Raw genomic sequence first — 17,946 nt, forward strand, 5'->3', positions numbered from 1 at the left:
GATTTTTCGAACAATAATCTTGAAGGTGAAAACATGTTTTATGTAAAACAACTACTCTATTTTACTTATGAACAAGCATTATCCTGTTTGTTCCCTGTCGTTATTTTTTTAACACTTGCTCTTTCAAAAATCATTTCGATTCCAGGGCTGTACCGATATGATTTCATACTCATCGTATGTCTTCTTATGCAATGGATTATGTACAAGACTGGTCTTGAAACGAAAGACGAACTAAAAGTAATTACTGTCTTCCACCTCATCGGCCTTTTACTAGAAATATATAAAGTACATTTCGGTTCATGGAGTTATCCTGAAGAAGCGTATTCAAAAGTTTTCGGAGTTCCGCTTTACAGCGGTTTTATGTATGCGAGTGTCGCAAGTTACATATGCCAAGCGTGGAGAAGATTGCATTTACAAATGTATCATTGGCCGAAAGCTATTTTTGCAATACCTCTAGGAGCAATGATTTACTTTAATTTTTTTACACATCATTTTCTATATGACTTTAGATGGGTATTAACTTTACTATTATTCATTGTTTTCTTTCGCACATTTGTGGGATTTTCATTACAAGGCATTACATATAAAATGCCACTCGTTCTCTCCTTTTTCCTTATCGGTTTCTTTATTTGGATTGCAGAGAACATTGCAACATTTTTCGGAGCATGGCAATATCCAAATCAACAGGAAACGTGGAATCTCGTTCACCTAAGCAAAATTAGCTCATGGTTTTTACTCGTTGTTATTAGCATTATGATTGTTACACAACTCAAACATTTGAAGCAGTCGAAAAGATAATGCTGATTATGTAAAAACAGTTAGCCCATCACTCATTAGAGAGTGATGGGCCTTTTTTAAACCATCCTCATCAAAGGCATTATAGGTTCATCATAATTTACGAGAGCATAAGCAGTTGCACATTATGAACTAGTACTAGCAGAAGAGGTTGCTGCAGATGAAGCGGCAATCGTTGCTATCATAGCTGCTTGTTGTGCTTGTATGAGGACTTCTATCATTGTTTGTAAACCTGCGTTGGTAGCTTTACTTTCCTCACCTTTCTGACTTACGAACAGTTGAATAGCAATAAGAATATTCGCATCTGTATGCCAACGGAATAATTTCTCCCCCTGCAATTTTTCAATCAATGCTCGAATAGAATGAATCTCTTTTTCTCCATCCTCAAGTAACGCTAGTAGCCCGATAGCTGGATAATGCATCTGTTTCACTTTTACCTTTTCTTGTTTTAACAAATTCCATATGTTTGTGCATGTTGCAACTAACATTTCTTCACGGACATCCTTCTTTAGTGAAAGAATATGACTTAAAAATTGAAGATCATTCCCTTTACGCAAACCAGCTTTCGCTAGTTTCTGATAAAGACGTTCCACTCGGTCCATAAGTGTTTCTACATTCTCTGATTGTCCTGCTAGTAAAACCGCGAGCGGATAATCATTTGTACCTGTAAGAAAAAGATGATCCTCTTTCATGCGTTTATATACTTGCATCGAACGCTGAATGTGCGTACCTTGCTGTCCACGTTCTTCTGTTAAAAGCACAGCTGCTGCGAGATAAGTAAATATACTCCGGCTAAAGCCACCAGCGACCAATTGTTCATATAAATCTAAAAACCTCCGAAAAGCTTCCTTGTAATCTGTAAAGTGAATATCTAATGTTGCGGCCACCACAAAGCGATGATAAGACTTTAAGTATGAAAACATCCCTACCTGATTCTTAATATAACTACTAATTTCTAAAAAACGTCCGAGATCAAACAGTTTATCACTACCTACATACATAGCAGCAATCATCATACCTGTTCGAGAATCACTTGTTTTCCATTTTAGTTCTCCCTTTAACTGTGCATATGTATGTGTGTATTGCTCCAACTTTTGTTCCAATGTAATCATAGTATTCCCCCATTTTCTAGTTCCTCTCTTTTATTATACGTATATTCCATATTTAGGAATACCCTATTTCATACAGATTTTGCAACCTTATACTTTCTTCTGTATTATTTTCAATATTTTTCTATTAAGTAATACAAAAAAAATAATAACTACCATAAAACTTAGGATGTTTCTTTATCCTAATTGGTTGGTTTTCTTTCCTTCTTCATCAGCATCACGATGATTAGCGTTCATACTCCTTAATCCTTCAAGAAGTTCAACAACAAAAAAGGATAGATAATAAATTATCTACCCCTTTTTTGTCTATATATTATTTAACATTACCAAAAACTAAAGAGCCTTAATAATACGTTCCATCGCCTTCATTTGCCCAATATGGTCTGCTTCATGATAAAGCATCATACCGTAAAGCTCTCCAACTGTTTCCAACCCTAAAAATGGCTCTGGAAGTTTATTTTCAAATGCTTCTGCTGGAATTTCTTGAATGCGCTTCGCTTGTTCTTTTAATTGAACCGTTAACACTTCTAATGATGGCCCTTCTGTTTTCCATTTCGATGGTCTTGAACCATATCCAAACATACCTGGATATTCAGTTGGTAATTGTTTAAATTCTTTTCCAAACATGAAAACTTCTGCTGCCGTTAACACATGACCGATATGCCAGCGAATTGTATTGTTAAAGCCCTCCGGCTGCGTATCCGCAGTTTTATCATCTAACGTTTCCATAAATTGAAGTAATGCCCCACGCGTTATTTCAAATTGTTTTAAACCAATTATTCTATTCATTTTATCGTCTCCTTTTTTATGTACAATTTATTATGAACTAAGGATGTTAAACTTATTAAAGTTTCACCTTGTTTAATCTATCAGAAACAATTAAGAAAAACATCTAATATGCTTACTGAAAACAATAAAAAAGGACCACTCCTCATAAATATAGAAATACTTACTGCACAAATATTACAGTAAACAAAAGAGGAGTGTAATTACATGTTAGATGTTTTAAAACAACAATATAATCTTATTAGTTCTACAAGGGAAAATCTATTTACATTTTTGGAAGAAATTCCACAAGAAAAATTGCACAGTACGGTTCCTAATTTCGGAAGCGGTAGCATTATAAAGACGCATATTCATGTAGCCGATTGCTATCGATACTGGCTTGGAACATTCGCATTTAACCAAAAACGAGCAGATTTCTCATTTGCTAGCGATTATGAAATTGAACATGCAGATGTCACAAAAGTCCGTGCTAGATTTAAGATAGTAGATGAGACTGTACAACGCTTTTTAGATGAATACAATGACCGGTGGCTCGAAAATATAGCAAATGAAGTGAAATGGCAAAAAGAACCTTGGAGCACAACTCCACTATGGCTTTTAACTCATGCGGAAACACATGAATTTCATCATAAAGGCCAAATTGTATCAATGACTCGTCACCTTGGATATACTCCTCCTGACACAGACCTTAGTTAATTCAATTGTTCTAACAAATGAATTACTATAACTGTCGTTAGCATTGTTTATGTATACGGAAAGGCTCTTCATTCTTTTTGATATTGTTTATAGTTTTGCAAATTTTTTTACGGCACAAACTTGTATTATATTTTAATTATGTTTGTGTCGTGTTCTTATTAATTAGTTTCATATCCATAAAAAATATATTAATATGTTTCCTTTTATTATTTCAGTTACCTAATCAATAAGAGGTTCTTTCTTTTTATTATGACTTTATACACGATAAATACGAAAATTCCGAAAATAAAAGTTGAAAATGCTGGTAACACTTTATCATTTGGCACGTACACACTCCAAAAAGAATTAAGAAGCGCATGAAAAATTAGACACATAAAAATACTTTTAGTTGCGTTAAAAATTGTAGTTAATAAGAAAGATACGGCAATTGTCGTAATTATAAAGGCTATAAAATCCCTTTGAGTTTGATTCGTGCCTGGAATAAACCATAACGGCCAGTGCCAAATAGCCCATATAACACTCACAATAACCGTACTAAAAAATGCCGATTTTTTTTCTGAAGGGCAGGTTGTAAAAATCCTCTCCATCCAATTTCTTCAAGACCACCACCAACGATCATTGTTGGAAAACTAAGTAATGCCACGTATAATGGTTTTTGTATCGTTGCTCCACCAAATATCGTTGGAAGATAACAGCTAATAAAAGCTAGAACAACGATTAGAACATACCATACAAAGTGATGCCTAGGATTAACAATATTTTTAATAAACACTCTGAACTCTTCTTTTGATCCATATTTTTTCTTTAAACTAATTGCAACGATTGCCGGCATGATTCCCCCGAAAACAAATAATATCATCGCTAGCGGTGTACCAAATGTCGTAATGTTTAATTTTATTAAGCTAATTAATAACCCCCATAGTATCCATGTAAATATAAAAGTTCGTATTACATATCGTTTAATCTCATTCCCCATTTACTTGCCTCCTTTATTTTAATTAGAGCATAAATTTAGAGATATGAAAATCACTTATGCTAAATTATTCCAAAAAATTAAAGGAACCTCCCTACTCTATCAGGCTTTTCTGGATAGGCCGACTCCTACCTACTTTGCTTCGGTCAAGGTTCGAAGTTGGAGTCTCACTATCCGTTAATACGGGATAAACAAACAAAAAGAAGGAGCATGTTTTGAGAACCAATCAAAACATGCTCTTGTAAAGTGACAATAACGTTATTTAATTCTTGTTTAACTACGGTGCAAATTAGTGGGAAAGGCTTATTTTCCACTAAAAATATTTATAAAAAATTCATGTTCATTTAAAAGTGGAATGATAAGCAATAATAATAGTATTATCAAAAAACTTGTTGATACATTTTGTTGTGTATAAAACTTTTATTATTTGTTTTAGGTATACCATACCATTATAAAATTCATGTAACATCAAATTAAGATACATACTTTTCAAACAATACACAAAATAAAACTCTTCTTCAATGTATATCAAAAATATTTATATACTCTATCACCAACCTTAAGGAGAAATTTATAATGAGATTAGAGAGTGAAAGAATTTATTTAAGGCCCCTTTGCGAGCTAGATGCGCCCATTATATTAGAAAGTACAATGGATGAAGAAATAAGATATATGACTGGAACCAAGCCTACTTTTTCATTGGAGCAAATTAAAGCACATATAGATAATATAAATAATGATTCAAATCGCTATGATTTCGCTATTTGTTTAAACAGCACTGACGAAATGATTGGAGAGTTATCGATTTTAGATATCGATGAGGAGAACCAAAGAGCTGGATTCAGAATATCTATGCTTTCTATTTCATTAACAGGGAAAGGCTACGGAACTGAAGCTATGAAAATAGTTTTAAGATTTGTTTTTGAACAACTCACATTCAATCGTTTACAGTTAGAAGTATTTAGCCATAATTTACGTGGAATTAGAGCTTATGAAAAGGTTGGGTTTGTAAAAGAAGGAACCTTACGTCAATCCTTATTTTATAATGATACGTACTCGGATGAAATTATTATGGCAATACTTAAAAATGATTATAAAAATATGCTATAAAGAACCGATACTTGTTTCATCCAAGTATCGGTTCTCTCTATACAAAAGTGCCATTTTTTCTTACATATAAAACAAATATTTCTCCACTTAATTCCTTGCAAAATACTCCCTCGTCACCTCAATAAATTGCTGTAACGGCGCTGTCATCCATTTATCTTTATGCCAAGCAATTTGCGTATAGATCGGAGTGATTGTATTCTTTAAGACTAATTCCTTTATCGTTCCCTCTCGTATATCTTTTTCTACTACTATTGCTGGCAAAACTGCTATACCTAAATCTGCAATAACGCATTGTTTAATTGCCTCGACACTAACAAACTCAATCTTATTTGCTGGATACACATCTTCCGTACGAAATAACTCTTCAAATAAAGTCCGATATGAGCACCCTAGTTCTGTTAACAAAAGTGTTTCACTCTCTAAATCTTTTGTAGAAACGGAAGGTTGTTCAAGTAAACGATGCGTAGGAGCAGCTACTACTTTTAATTCTTCTTTCATAAGTGGCTCCACATGTAAAACATCCTCTGTTTTACATTCGTCCAAAATAAATACAAGATCTACTTTCCCCTCCATCAATTGTTCCTTCGCATCTTTATTGGAATGTGCAGGTTTAAATATAAGCTTTATTTGGGGAAATTGTGCTTTAAATTTCTTTAATATAGATGGAAGCCTATATGTACATTGACTTTCTTGTGCACCGATTATTAACGTACCCGCTATTTCCTCATCATCTTTCACAGCCGTTTTCGCTTCGTGACTGAGTGCAATCATCTTATCAGCATATAGTTGAAACTTCCTGCCTGCTTCAGTTAAGAAAAGACGTTTTCCTAATCTCTCAAATAATGGCGTACCGAGCTCAGCCTCTAACGTTTTAATTTGCGCTGTCACGCTCGATTGAGCAAAGTTCAATTTCTTCGCAGTTTGCGTAAAGTTCAAAGTGTCCGCTGCTACTTTAAATGTAATTAATTGTTTTATCTCCATTTATCATCCCTCTTTTCAATCGGTATTTCCGATTGATTTCATCGAAATAATCCTCTTTGTCTATTGATATTTGTATTGTATGATAAAGAACATCGACAAACAATATAAATGGAGGTATTCCATATGAAAGCACTTTGTTTCGAAACATTCGGAGACGCTGATGTACTACAATATAAAGAAATACATGATCCAATCATAAATCCAAATGAAATTCTTGTTCGCATGCAAGCAATCGGTTTAAATTTCGCTGATATTTATAGACGCCGCGGCGATTATCACCTCGCTGGTAACCCGCCTTATATATTAGGTTATGAAGGCGCTGGTATTGTTGAAAAAGTAGGAGCTAACGTTACTACTATCAATCCCGGAGACCACATTGCATTTGCTGACGTTCCATTCTCAAATGCAGAATTAGTTGCCGTTCCATCTGAAAAAGCAATTACGCTTCCAGATTCTATTTCTTTTGAAACAGCCGCTTCTGTCTTATTACAAGGATTAACAGCACATTATTTAACGAAAGATAGCTATCAAATAAAACAGGGTGATATAGCTTTAGTACATGCCGCAGCTGGTGGCGTTGGTCAGCTTCTTATCCAAATGATTAAACTACAGGGCGGAACAGTTATCGGCCTTACGTCATCAAAAGAAAAAGCAAAGATAGCTACGTTAGCTGGTGCTGATCACGTATTTTTATATACCGAAGCATGGCATACGAATGTACTTGAAATGACTAACGGTGCCGGAGTAAATGTTGTGTATGAATCCGTAGGTTCTACACTCGCGGAAAGCTTTAAAGCAACTAAAACTGGTGGTACTGTCGTATTTTACGGAATGGCCGGCGGTAATCCTGAGCCAGTTGATCCACGTATGCTTATGGATACTTCGAAAACTTTAACTGGCGGAGACCTTTGGAACGTTCTTACTACGTATGAAGAACGCAAGCAACGCTCTACTCAATTATTTGATTGGATCACTGCAGGAGAATTAAATATCGCGAGTCCAACTACATTCGCTTTACAAGATGCTGCTCTTGCACATGAATTATTAGAGAGCCGAAAAAGTACTGGGAAGATTTTATTAATTCCATAACCGTTCTACTTTAAAAAGGAAAAGATAAGCATATAAAAGAGCATCGATTCCGATGCTCTTTTAGTATGGAATTTTATTAGTTTCTTTTTATTCCAGTAATTTTCGGCTCATCATATGAAATAATGTCGATGATATGGTTCAAACAAGGAATTTGATAGTGGACGAACTGCTCTTCAGGAAATATAAATTCAGCAATTGTTCCTGCTTTAATGAAATCCAAATATCTTGATTTTGAGTAAATCCTAAAAATTCTACCTTCTGAAATTTCGTAGTCATCCATTACAGTAAACGATTCATTAGTAATGGAGTAAGCAACATACGTTTCAAAATCCAATTGCACAATTGGTAGATTGTCATCAACATCAATGGATGATCCTTCTATTTCAACCTCATTTGTAATTTTCATAAGTCCCTTAGTTTTGTTAACTTTGCACCTATCAATAAGTACCCTCAGTGAATTTTCTTCAGGTTCAATCAATTTGTTTAAATATATATATCCTTTAAATTCCATCAAATCTTAAAAATCCATTATTCCCCCCATTTTGAAAATCTAAAAGGCATCGTAATACACCCTGTTAAATTTCCACACTTTCTTTCCCTTTTGCAACATAACTCATATCCCCAACTGATTCTACTGTATATTCCCCATCTTGATATACAACTTTCGTTACACTTGCATTCTCTACTCCAAGTTTTGTTTTGGTACTGTCTAACATTTCTATTAAGGCAGTAATCAAAAGCCCATGAACGACAACTAAAACGTTGCCACCTCCATTTTTAGCAGCTTCTTCACTAATTTTATCAATCTCTGTTTTTATACGAGTAGAAAATAATTCCCAATCTTCCGCCTGTTTCGTAGGGTCTGCTGCTCTAATCAGATTAATCACTTCTTGAATAGAAAACTTCATGAGTTCTTCTGGTGATGCAACGCCCGCAGCTTTTCCAACCACATCCCACATATTTTCAAGTTTTTCACCTTCAAAAATACCAAAATTTAATTCTCGTAAATCTTTTCTTTTCTCAAGTTTCAATTTTGATTGCTCACTATATTTTAATACTAAATTAGCAGTTTCAATCGCTCGGCCGCTATCACTACTATACGCATTCATAAAATGAATATCTTTTAATCCCGTTCCCAAATTAGAGGCAACTTCCACACCTTTTTCTACTAACGGAGAGTCTGCCCAACCTTGCGCGCGATGATTCGCATTTAATATTGTTTTACCGTGCCTTGTAACATATAACGTAACTACATTCTCATTGCTATCTGTTTCTCGCTTCTTCATTCTATTCTCTCCCTTTACATTTCTATATCAATTTTACCATCTCAATTATTCATTGAGCAAAATATACGTAAGTAGATCTGCTTAATAAAAAAAGCTATCTTTCTGTATATCCCTACAAAAAGATAGCATCTTTTATGATTACATTTCTTAATCGATTCTCCTACTCAGCAAAAGCACTCGAATATTGTACAACTCCTTCTACACCTTGAAGAGCATTCTCTCTTAATTCCATCACCATAAACACTTCATCTGGCACTTCAAATGGTGCTTTTATATTCCAATCACTTGCTTTTTTAAATCCAAATTTCGGATAGTACTCTGGATGTCCTAATACCACAACAGATTCATATCCTAGTTCTTTCGCTTTTTCTAAAGCAGCTACGATCAATTTTCCGCCAATTCCTTTTTTCTGATGGCCCCTAGCAACTGATACTGGTGCAAGTGCTAATGATTTTACAGAAGTTCCATCCTGTTCTATTGTAATTTTTGATAACAAAATGTGCCCCACTATTCCCTCATCAACCGCAACTAATGATAATTCTGGAATAAATGCATCACATTTTCTAATACGTTTTACAAGTTCATGCTCTTTTTTATCACTAAATTCTTCATTTAAAAATGCCTCTTTTACAACTTCTTCTGTCTTTCTATAATCATTTTTTTGTTCTTGTCTAATCGTTACCATTCTATATTACCCTCTATTCTTTCTTATTTCTTTTTCAATTTTACGAAGCGCTTTTTTCGATCCGCGCTCCATATCGTGCTGCATTTTTCTTTCTTTATAATCGACAAATAGTGTATTTAAATCATATCCTTCTGGGTATAATTCTTTCGCCGCTACCTCTAAAGTAATACGTTTTACATTCACTTCAACGAATTCACCGTTATAATATACAACGACATTATAGAAATTATCTCTTTCCTTATAGATGATACCAAAATCATCATGATCCAATAAATTCACACGGTCACCGATTTTATATTCATAGTCATTTTCTCTTTTTTCTTGCACGAATTTTGGTTTTCTAATTTTACTTTCATTCACTTTTTCTAGAGCGTATTCTTTATTTGCCATATACTCTTTCGCTCTTTGCAGTACATGGTCTCTCACATTCATTTTATTCGCAATCCAAAGTGCATTACTTTCACCTGATTTACCGATCACTAATTTATAAAGTGGCTCTAGTGTTTCACTATTAAATTGCATTGCTGCGTTCATAAAATCACCATGCATTTCTGAAAAACGCTTAATTTCACCGTAATGCGTACTCGCAATTGTAATACATCCCGCAAGGTAAAATTCTTCTAAAATAGATATCGCAAGCGCCGCACCTTCATTCGGTTCTGTACCGCTTCCTATTTCGTCAAATAGTATTAATGTATTATTATTTGACATCCTCATAATCTCGGATAGATTTTTCATATGCGATGAGAATGTACTTAGTGCATTTTCAATACTTTGATTATCACCAATATCTACAAATACGTTGTCAAAAATAGCAATTTCCGTTTCTTTATCTCCAGCGATGTGCAAACCTGACATCGTCGCTAATGTTAACAATCCTATTGTTTTTAGCACAATTGTTTTTCCGCCTGCATTCGGTCCTGTAATAATTAAACTACGGTATTCTTGACCGATTTCAAAGTTTAACGGTACTACTTTCCCACTTAAAAGCGGATGCTTACAATTTACTAAATGAATGTAGCCATGATCATTTAACTTCGGCTCTATTCCATCGATTGATTTACTAAACTTCGCTTTCGCAAATACCATATCATATTGGCTAATTAGTTCCATATTAATTTTTATATGATAAATGTTTTCTAATACCATTCCTGATAATGTCGCTAAAATTTGATACTCCTCCATCGCTTCTTCTGCTTTCCAACTTGCGAGTTCCGCATTTAACTTTGTAACCGTATGTGGTTCTATAAATACAGTAGAGCCTTTAGCGGACGCTTCAACTATACTTCCCGCAACTTGATTTTTATAAGAAGATTTAATTGGAATTGTATACCTATCATCCTTCTTACTAATAAAGAACTCTTGAATATACTTCTTATTTGCACTACTATTTAAAAACTTCGTTAAGCGCTCTTTTATTTTTCCGTCTACAGAATCAATGTTATTTCGAATTCGTTTTAACTCTTTACTAGCCGCTGCATCAATGCTATTTCCTTTAATTGAAAAGTTAATTTCCTCTTCAATACTTTTATATTCAGTCATTGAATTTGCATATGAAGCTAATACTGGCGCAAAAAATTCTTTATCTAACATAAACCTTTTAATCTTTCTACAGCCACGTAAAAAGTCTGAAACACTTACTAATTCTGCTGGATCTAAAATCATCCCTTTTTCTAATTTTTGAATTGTACTAGCGATATTAGAAATTCCGAAGAAAGGCACATGCCCTTCTGCATCTACTATAGCTCGTGCTTCTGTCGTTTCATTCAAGCGATTCCTCACTACTTTTATACTCGTACTCGGCTCTAATTTATTTAATAGTTCTTTACCTAATCCACTTACACAATAAGATTTCACTATATCCTTTAATTCGTTATATTGTAACTTTTCAAAAGTCATCGTATTCATTTTGTTTCTCCTCACTATGATTGATTTCTATCATCAATGAAGATACCTACTCATTAGATTCCAATGAATTCTACATTATTCAATTACCATTTTTATACATTAAAAACATATACAAAAAAGCTGCGGGGATACCGCAGCTTTTACATTTACAAGGCATGTGTAATAACATATGAGGAAATAAGCCATAAAAAACGGATGGCACTCCCCTTATTACACGCTTTATAAAGTATTGTAGGTATCTTCATAGGTATCGAAATAAATCCATGACAAAATTAGGGGGATGCTATACATAAAAATCCCCTGGTCTTATCCGATTTATTTCATTAAATTTTTCCTATTTAGTACCTACCGCACTCACAAAAAGCACCTCTCATTAATTTATATTATAGTCATTGAAATCTAATTTACTGAAATCATCATACTATATGTTTTGTGAGAAGTAAAGGTGTCAGACTATTCCCTTACAGATTGTAAAGCTTTCATATAATCAACCTTTTTCTCAAGGGTCTTTTTCACATCTTCAGCCGTTAATATATAATCTACTGCAATATTTTTTAATACATCCTTATTAACGTCTGGCAGCTTAATCGTTATATCTTCCACACTACTCTTACTATTTTCAATCGTTTTATTAAATTCCTTAATACTTCTTGCAGCCTCCGCTAATGTTTCCATATGTACAGGATTGTTTACATCTAAAACAGTATTACTTCTAAAAACTGCCGTATAATACTGCTTCAAATTTTTCTTCGCTATTTCTTTCTCGGCATTCTTATCGAAAACAGTATCCCCCGCCTGTATTTGAGCGAAAATAAGGATAGTATTATTCTCTTTTTTTTCATAATATGTATTGAATCTTTCTTGTAAATCATTCGCTTCTTTTTTTATTTTATAGTTATCATTATTTACTTTTGGAGAGATTTGTCCCTCGAAAGAAAGTTGAAATTGCAAATACGGTTCATCGACTTGCTGTACAGAAACTATCCGCCACTTTGGACCAAGGAAATCCTTTCCGTTATCCAGTGTTTCAACTTGGTTTAGTTTAACAGAAATACCATACTCCGATTTTGTATAACTTTGTGCTTTTTGTTCAAGTTCTTCATCCGTTATATAACATGATGTTAATAGTAATAAACTAAATACTATGCTATATTTCATTTTTCTTTTTTTCATATTTCCTCTCCTTTCGCTACTACTGCCTATACAGAAATGCCCTTATAGATTTGAAATTACAATGTATATAAAAAACTTCTTCTAATAATTGCTACACCACTTTGCCTTCTCTGACATGAATAATAAAAACTCATCATCTTGCTTTAGAAAGCCCTAATAACCACAAGTGTAAAAACACCCATTTCTTTTCATTTTACACTTATAGTGTAATTTTACACTATAAACATTTTATCGTAAAGCAAATATAAAACATCTATTAAAATCACGTTAAAAGCATACTAATATTTAGTTCTATAGCAATCACAGTACGATTTTTATTATTACGAAAAACAATATATAAATCTTTTATATTTAACGTTCGGTAGTACATTATAATTTTTAAAGCCTTGCTATTTCAGTCGAGGCTTTTTAATTTCCATCAGGGATTTTTTGCAATTTGTTGTATTTCATAGCTATATAGGAATATAACTCATATTTAGAAAGGAAATGATTATGATTGAATTTAATGATCGACTACAAGTAGCTGATAAAGAAAAATAGGATTTAATGGACATTTACCATATAATTGAAGATTAAAAAGCATTTTTCATAAAATTGAAGTATTAACGAAAGAATTACACGAGTTGGTGGTGGTTCTGGGGTAAGAGCTACATTCGCCAGAACTGACCTATTACCTTTAAGCTAAGGAGATGTTCTTCGAGTACGAATAAGAGAAGCGATCGGTGACATTATTTATTCCAACACATCTCTTGTTGTTTCAAAAGTCGACTAGTGCATTTATTAAAATAAAGATTTAGGTATGATAACAATATAAAAAGAAGAGTAAGACTTATATTTCAGTCTACCTCTTCTTTTCTATTACCAATTCACTGCTGAACATATATGGAAACTGATCCTCCACTTACATAGAACTGCCCCCATCCGTCCTTATTAATTGTTACAGTATTTGTTTGATTACCCGTAATATCGTACCATACTTCCCCAGCGTTATTCTTTCCAACATCCATCCACTTTGATCCTCCTGGTCCGTCCGAGAGTAATGTCGCTAAACCAGAATTAGCATGTACACCATCGCCTTCTCTTGTCCAGCCAATCACATCTGGATGATCTAAATAATCACGCTGCGTACCATATGCAAAGTTTTTTCGTGCCGTCAAAATCGGATCAATTGTATCTTTTAACGCTGGAATTTCATAACTACTCTTTCCGCTTGTCCCATAGTAATCACCATAAAAAACTGAAGGATAGCCCTCTGCACGTGTTAAAATAAATGCATATGCCAACGGTTTAAACCACGGACTTACTACAGATTCCAATGACTGCCCAGGCTGAGAATCATGATTCTCAACGAGAGTAACTGCGAGTGCAGGGTGATTTTTCATTACTGTTCCATTTAAAATATTTCTCATATCATAATTCCCATTTCCTGTTGAAGCATAATGAAAATTGTAATGAAGCGGTGCATCAAACACAGATTGATTATAATTGACTTTCGCTAAATAATTGTTTAAAGCCTGAACATCATTTTGCCAATATTCAGCTACTGTAAACATTTCTTTCCCCGTTTGCTGTCTGGCATGATTTACCCAATCGCGTAAATATTCATGATCAATATGTTTAACAGCGTCCAAACGAAAGCCATCTAAATTTAATTCATTCGCATACCATGTTCCCCAATTTTTCATCTCATTCGCAACATCAGGATGATCAAAATCAAGATCTGCATACATCAAATAATCATAATTCCCATTCTCGCTAGACACTTCCGAGTCCCACGCTTTACCTATACCCCTAAATTTATAAATTCGATTTAATTTCCTTCCTTCATCCCAATCCGTTCCGTCAAAATGATACCATTTCCATTTGAAATTAGAATAAGCATCTCCGCGCCCTGGAAAATTAAACCCCGTCCATGCACTAATTTGATAATCACCTGATACTTCAATATTTCGATTGTTACGGTCTACCTCAACAGCTGTTACGGTTTCAGTATAATCAGCCCCACCTTTATGATTCATAACTACATCACCGTATACGTCGATGTTTTGCTTATGTAAAGCGTCAATTGCAGATTTCAACTGTGCTTTTGTCCCATATTTCGTCCGCACCGTTCCTTTTTGATTGAACTCCCCTAAATCATATAAATCATAGGCCCCATACCCTACATCATTTTGCGAAGTCCCTTTATATGCAGGTGGTATCCATACAGATGTGATTCCTTTATGAGCTAAACTTTCAGCATCGGAACGCAAACGATTCCAATGATTCCCATCATTCGGAGCGTACCACTCAAAATACTGCATTAATGTTCCATTGTTTATCGTTGCTGCTTCTGCCTTATTCATCACATATACATTAGGTAAAAGCAAAATAAACAATAAACAGAATACCATAATTCTTTTCAACATATTTACACCAGCCCTTTCAAGAAAACGTTTGCATAATTTATTAAAGTTATTATAATATTCGTTCTACAGTTAGTAAAGTAACAATCTTTTAATCTCTCACATTATTTTTCAAAATATGAATTCAACTATTCCACAAGTACCCCATATAGTTTAAAATTCACATCGGATTCAAAATTGTTTACAATTTATCTATAAAAGCATAACGGAGGGATTTCTATGACCGACTTTCAAAAACAATTTTTCGCAAGATTAAATATAGAAGAAAAACACAAAGTTTCATTTGAAGATTTACCTAACATTATGTACGCAATGGCACAAACTGTCCCTTTTGAAAACTTAAATATTCTCGAAAACAACTTTAAAGAAATATCAAAAGAAAATCTAAAAGAAAAAATTTTAATAAACAACCGTGGCGGCCTTTGTTATGAATTGAATCCGGCTATGTATTACTTCCTTAAGGACTCTAAATTCGATGTCCATCTCGTTTCAGGAACAGTTTATAACGCTGCAAATTCTATATGGGCTGTAGATTCAGGGCATATCGCAACTGTTTTACAACATCATAATGAACTTTACTTAATTGAAGTAGGTTTCGGATCATATTTACCCCTTTCCCCTGTTCCTTTCTCAGGTGAGATCGTTCATTCTGTAACAGGCGACTATCGTATTCGTAAAGAAACGACTGAAAAAGGTAATTATATTTTAGAAATGCGTAAAAGCAATGAGTTTCTAGATCAATCTTCTACTGATGATTGGACAGTAGGTTATGCATTTTACTTGGAAGAAGTGGATGAAACGAAAGCAAATGCAGCACAAAAAATTATTGTTGAACATGAAGGTTCACCATTTAACAAAGTACCTCTTGTTGTAAAACTTACTCATGACGGGCACGCATCATTAACAAAAGATAGCCTTACAGTAACGAAAAATAGAAATAAAACAAAAGAAACAATTACAAAAGAGCAATATACAAACCTCCTTCATTCAACGTTCGGCATTACATTATAACTTTTAAAGCCTCGCCATTTCCGGCAAGGCTTTTCATTTTCCAGCAGGGATTTTTTGCAATTTGTTGTATTTCATAGTTATATAGGAATATAACTACATATTTAGAAAGGAAATGATTATGACTGAACTTAAAGATCGACTACAAGTAGCTGATAAAGAAAAATGGGATTTAACGGATATTTATCATACAATTGAAGATTGGGAAAGCGATTTTCATAAAATTGAAGTATTAACGAATGAATTACACAAGTTTAATGGAAATATTCACGATGGCAATAGTTTATTAGCTTATTTAACAAAGAGTGAAGAAATATCTAGCATAATATCTTTAATGTTCGCTTATGCACGATTACAATCTGATCTTGATACACGCGATACTGACGCTCAATCCCTTGTCGATAAAGTATCACAATTACACGTGAAAGTAAGTGCGGCTAAATCTTTCTTTTCCCCATTCTTACTTAGTGTAGATGAAAACACATTACATTCTTACATAGAAGAAACAGAAGGCTTACACTATTATAAAGAAGACTTATTTGAGCTATACCGTTATAAAAAACACGTTTTGAATAAAGACCAAGAAGAGATTTTATCACAAATGGGTGAAGCACTCTCCTCCCCGCAGCATACATTTGGCATGTTAAATAATGCAGATATAATTTTTGGTGAAGTGACTACTGATGATGGAGAAAAAGTAAACTTAACACGTGGAATGTATGCAAAGCTAATAGAAGATGAGAATCGTGAGAAACGTGAAGAAGCCTATAAAGCTTATTACAAGCCATATGTTCAGTTAAAAAACTCTATCGCTTCTACTTTGTCCGCAGCTATTAAAAACAATGTTACTGTCTCAAAGCTACGAAAATATCCATCAGCTTTAGAAAAATCATTATTTGGCGACATGGTTCCGAAAGAAGTATATGAAAATTTAATTGAGACAACGAAAAAAAACATTCAATCATTACATACGTATAATGAACTTAGAAAAGAAAAATTAAATGTAGATGAACTACGACAATACGACTTGAGTGTTGATTTAGTAAAAGGTGTAAAACAAGACATTCCATACGACGAAGCGTTTGATATAATGATCGCGTCACTAGCTCCTTTAGGTAAAGAATATATCGAAACATTAAAAAACTTTAAAGATAAACGCTATATAGACGTGAGAGAAACACCAGGAAAACGTTCTGGCGCTTATAACTTTGGTGTATACGGTGTTCATCCTTTCATTCTTTTAAATCATCATGATGATTTAAATAGCCTTTTCACCCTTACTCATGAATGCGGGCACGGTATGCATACGCATTACTCACACGGATACCAGCCAAGAATTTCTGCACACTATTCCATTTTTGTTGCAGAAGTCGCTTCTACAGTAAATGAAGTGTTATTAATTCATTATTTATTAAAAGAAGCAAAAGAAACGAACGTACGTAATCATTTAATTAACTACTTTATCGATAGCTTTAAAGGTACTTTCTTTACACAAATCATGTTTGCAGAATTTGAAAAAATTACACATGAAATGGCCGAACAAGGTAAACCATTAAATGCCCAAGTCTTTAGCGAAGTTTATGAAAACTTGTTTAGAGAGTATAATGGCGACTCTCTCGTATTTGACGAAGAAGTAAAATACGGCTGGGCTAGAATACCGCATTTCTATCGTCCATTTTACGTGTACAAATATGCAACTGGATTCGCTTCTGCAATCCAAATTGCTGATAAGTTATTGAGCGGCGATCCAAATGCTCAGAAAAACTATATTGAATTCCTTAAAGGCGGAAGTTCTGACTATCCATTAAACTTACTGAAAAAAGCTGGTGTTGATTTAACTACGCCAGAACCGATTGAAAATGCACTAAATCGTTTTAGCTCACTTGTTGAAGAGTTTTCAGCATTATAAAAAGCATGCAGAGTATATACTCTGCATGCTTTT

At 33.9% G+C, this 17,946-nt stretch carries 14 protein-coding genes and 3 pseudogenes; 7 read left to right on the top strand and 10 right to left on the bottom strand.

Going from position 1 to position 17,946, the window contains the following annotated elements; all coding sequences use genetic code 11:
• Positions 1 to 33 precede the first annotated feature (33 nt).
• On the top strand, positions 34 to 798 hold the full coding sequence (locus tag MR155_RS14770) for a DUF817 domain-containing protein (RefSeq protein ID WP_242310350.1): 765 nt from the start codon (positions 34 to 36) through the stop codon (positions 796 to 798).
• A 122-nt stretch (positions 799 to 920) separates the two neighbouring features.
• On the opposite strand, the pseudogene MR155_RS14775 reads toward MR155_RS14770, so the two are convergent.
• Together MR155_RS14775 and MR155_RS14780 are read right to left on the bottom strand one after the other, a co-directional pair.
• A pseudogene (locus MR155_RS14775) lies at positions 921 to 1,957 on the bottom strand (DUF4003 domain-containing protein).
• 280 nt (positions 1,958 to 2,237) lie between these two features.
• Entirely contained in the window at positions 2,238 to 2,693 is a 456-nt protein-coding gene (locus MR155_RS14780) for a DinB family protein (protein ID WP_002033453.1), read from the bottom strand.
• 204 nt (positions 2,694 to 2,897) lie between these two features.
• Between MR155_RS14780 and MR155_RS14785 the strand changes: the two genes are divergently transcribed.
• Entirely contained in the window at positions 2,898 to 3,386 is a 489-nt protein-coding gene (locus MR155_RS14785; RefSeq protein ID WP_242310354.1) for a DinB family protein, read from the top strand.
• Between the two features lie 215 nt (positions 3,387 to 3,601).
• On the opposite strand, the pseudogene MR155_RS14790 reads toward MR155_RS14785, so the two are convergent.
• A pseudogene (locus MR155_RS14790) lies at positions 3,602 to 4,362 on the bottom strand (CPBP family intramembrane glutamic endopeptidase).
• Between the two features lie 573 nt (positions 4,363 to 4,935).
• Here MR155_RS14790 and MR155_RS14795 point away from each other — a divergent pair.
• Positions 4,936 to 5,469 carry a GNAT family N-acetyltransferase gene (locus MR155_RS14795; protein ID WP_002190291.1) on the top strand — a complete coding sequence of 178 codons (534 nt, stop codon included), beginning with the start codon at positions 4,936 to 4,938 and terminating at the stop codon, positions 5,467 to 5,469.
• An 87-nt stretch (positions 5,470 to 5,556) separates the two neighbouring features.
• Here the strand turns inward: MR155_RS14795 and MR155_RS14800 are convergent, their stop codons facing one another.
• A complete protein-coding gene (locus MR155_RS14800; RefSeq protein ID WP_242310356.1) occupies positions 5,557 to 6,450 on the bottom strand; it encodes a LysR family transcriptional regulator in 894 nt (297 codons plus the stop codon).
• 123 nt (positions 6,451 to 6,573) lie between these two features.
• On the opposite strand from MR155_RS14800, the gene MR155_RS14805 reads away from it, so the two are divergent.
• On the top strand, positions 6,574 to 7,539 hold the full coding sequence (locus MR155_RS14805) for a quinone oxidoreductase family protein (RefSeq protein ID WP_242310359.1): 966 nt from the start codon (positions 6,574 to 6,576) through the stop codon (positions 7,537 to 7,539).
• Positions 7,540 to 7,615: 76 nt separating this feature from the next.
• Here MR155_RS14805 and MR155_RS14810 read toward each other — a convergent pair whose 3' ends face one another.
• From MR155_RS14810 to MR155_RS14830, 5 genes are all read right to left on the bottom strand, one after another.
• On the bottom strand, positions 7,616 to 8,050 hold the full coding sequence (locus tag MR155_RS14810) for a hypothetical protein (protein WP_242310508.1): 435 nt from the start codon (positions 8,048 to 8,050) through the stop codon (positions 7,616 to 7,618).
• 64 nt (positions 8,051 to 8,114) lie between these two features.
• Complete coding sequence (locus MR155_RS14815) at positions 8,115 to 8,825, bottom strand: histidine phosphatase family protein (RefSeq protein ID WP_242310361.1); 711 nt, start codon at positions 8,823 to 8,825, stop codon at positions 8,115 to 8,117.
• Positions 8,826 to 8,985: 160 nt separating this feature from the next.
• The gene (locus MR155_RS14820) at positions 8,986 to 9,510 is read right to left on the bottom strand and encodes a GNAT family N-acetyltransferase (protein ID WP_242310363.1); all 525 of its coding nucleotides are present in this window, start codon (positions 9,508 to 9,510) and stop codon (positions 8,986 to 8,988) included.
• Between the two features lie 6 nt (positions 9,511 to 9,516).
• Entirely contained in the window at positions 9,517 to 11,418 is a 1,902-nt protein-coding gene (locus tag MR155_RS14825) for an endonuclease MutS2 (protein ID WP_242310365.1), read from the bottom strand.
• A gap of 453 nt (positions 11,419 to 11,871) precedes the next feature.
• Positions 11,872 to 12,591, bottom strand: coding sequence for a hypothetical protein (locus tag MR155_RS14830; protein ID WP_242310367.1), 720 nt, complete (start codon positions 12,589 to 12,591; stop codon positions 11,872 to 11,874).
• Between the two features lie 616 nt (positions 12,592 to 13,207).
• On the opposite strand from MR155_RS14830, the pseudogene MR155_RS31800 reads away from it, so the two are divergent.
• Positions 13,208 to 13,363 (top strand): annotated as a pseudogene (locus MR155_RS31800) (exosporium leader peptide); the annotation flags it as partial.
• A gap of 94 nt (positions 13,364 to 13,457) precedes the next feature.
• Here the strand turns inward: MR155_RS31800 and amyS are convergent.
• Positions 13,458 to 14,999 carry an alpha-amylase gene (amyS, locus tag MR155_RS14835; protein WP_242310368.1) on the bottom strand — a complete coding sequence of 514 codons (1,542 nt, stop codon included), beginning with the start codon at positions 14,997 to 14,999 and terminating at the stop codon, positions 13,458 to 13,460.
• A gap of 216 nt (positions 15,000 to 15,215) precedes the next feature.
• On the opposite strand from amyS, the gene MR155_RS14840 reads away from it, so the two are divergent.
• Positions 15,216 to 16,007: an arylamine N-acetyltransferase family protein gene (locus tag MR155_RS14840; protein WP_002033438.1), complete on the top strand. Its 792-nt coding sequence runs from the start codon at positions 15,216 to 15,218 to the stop codon at positions 16,005 to 16,007.
• 118 nt (positions 16,008 to 16,125) lie between these two features.
• Positions 16,126 to 17,913 (top strand): oligoendopeptidase F, encoded by a 1,788-nt coding sequence (gene pepF / locus MR155_RS14845; protein ID WP_002137602.1) that lies wholly within the window; start codon positions 16,126 to 16,128, stop codon positions 17,911 to 17,913.
• Positions 17,914 to 17,946: the final 33 nt, after the last annotated feature.

This window comes from Bacillus cereus group sp. BfR-BA-01331 (assembly GCF_022663915.1).
In the GTDB taxonomy this organism is placed as follows: domain Bacteria; phylum Bacillota; class Bacilli; order Bacillales; family Bacillaceae_G; genus Bacillus_A; species Bacillus_A mycoides.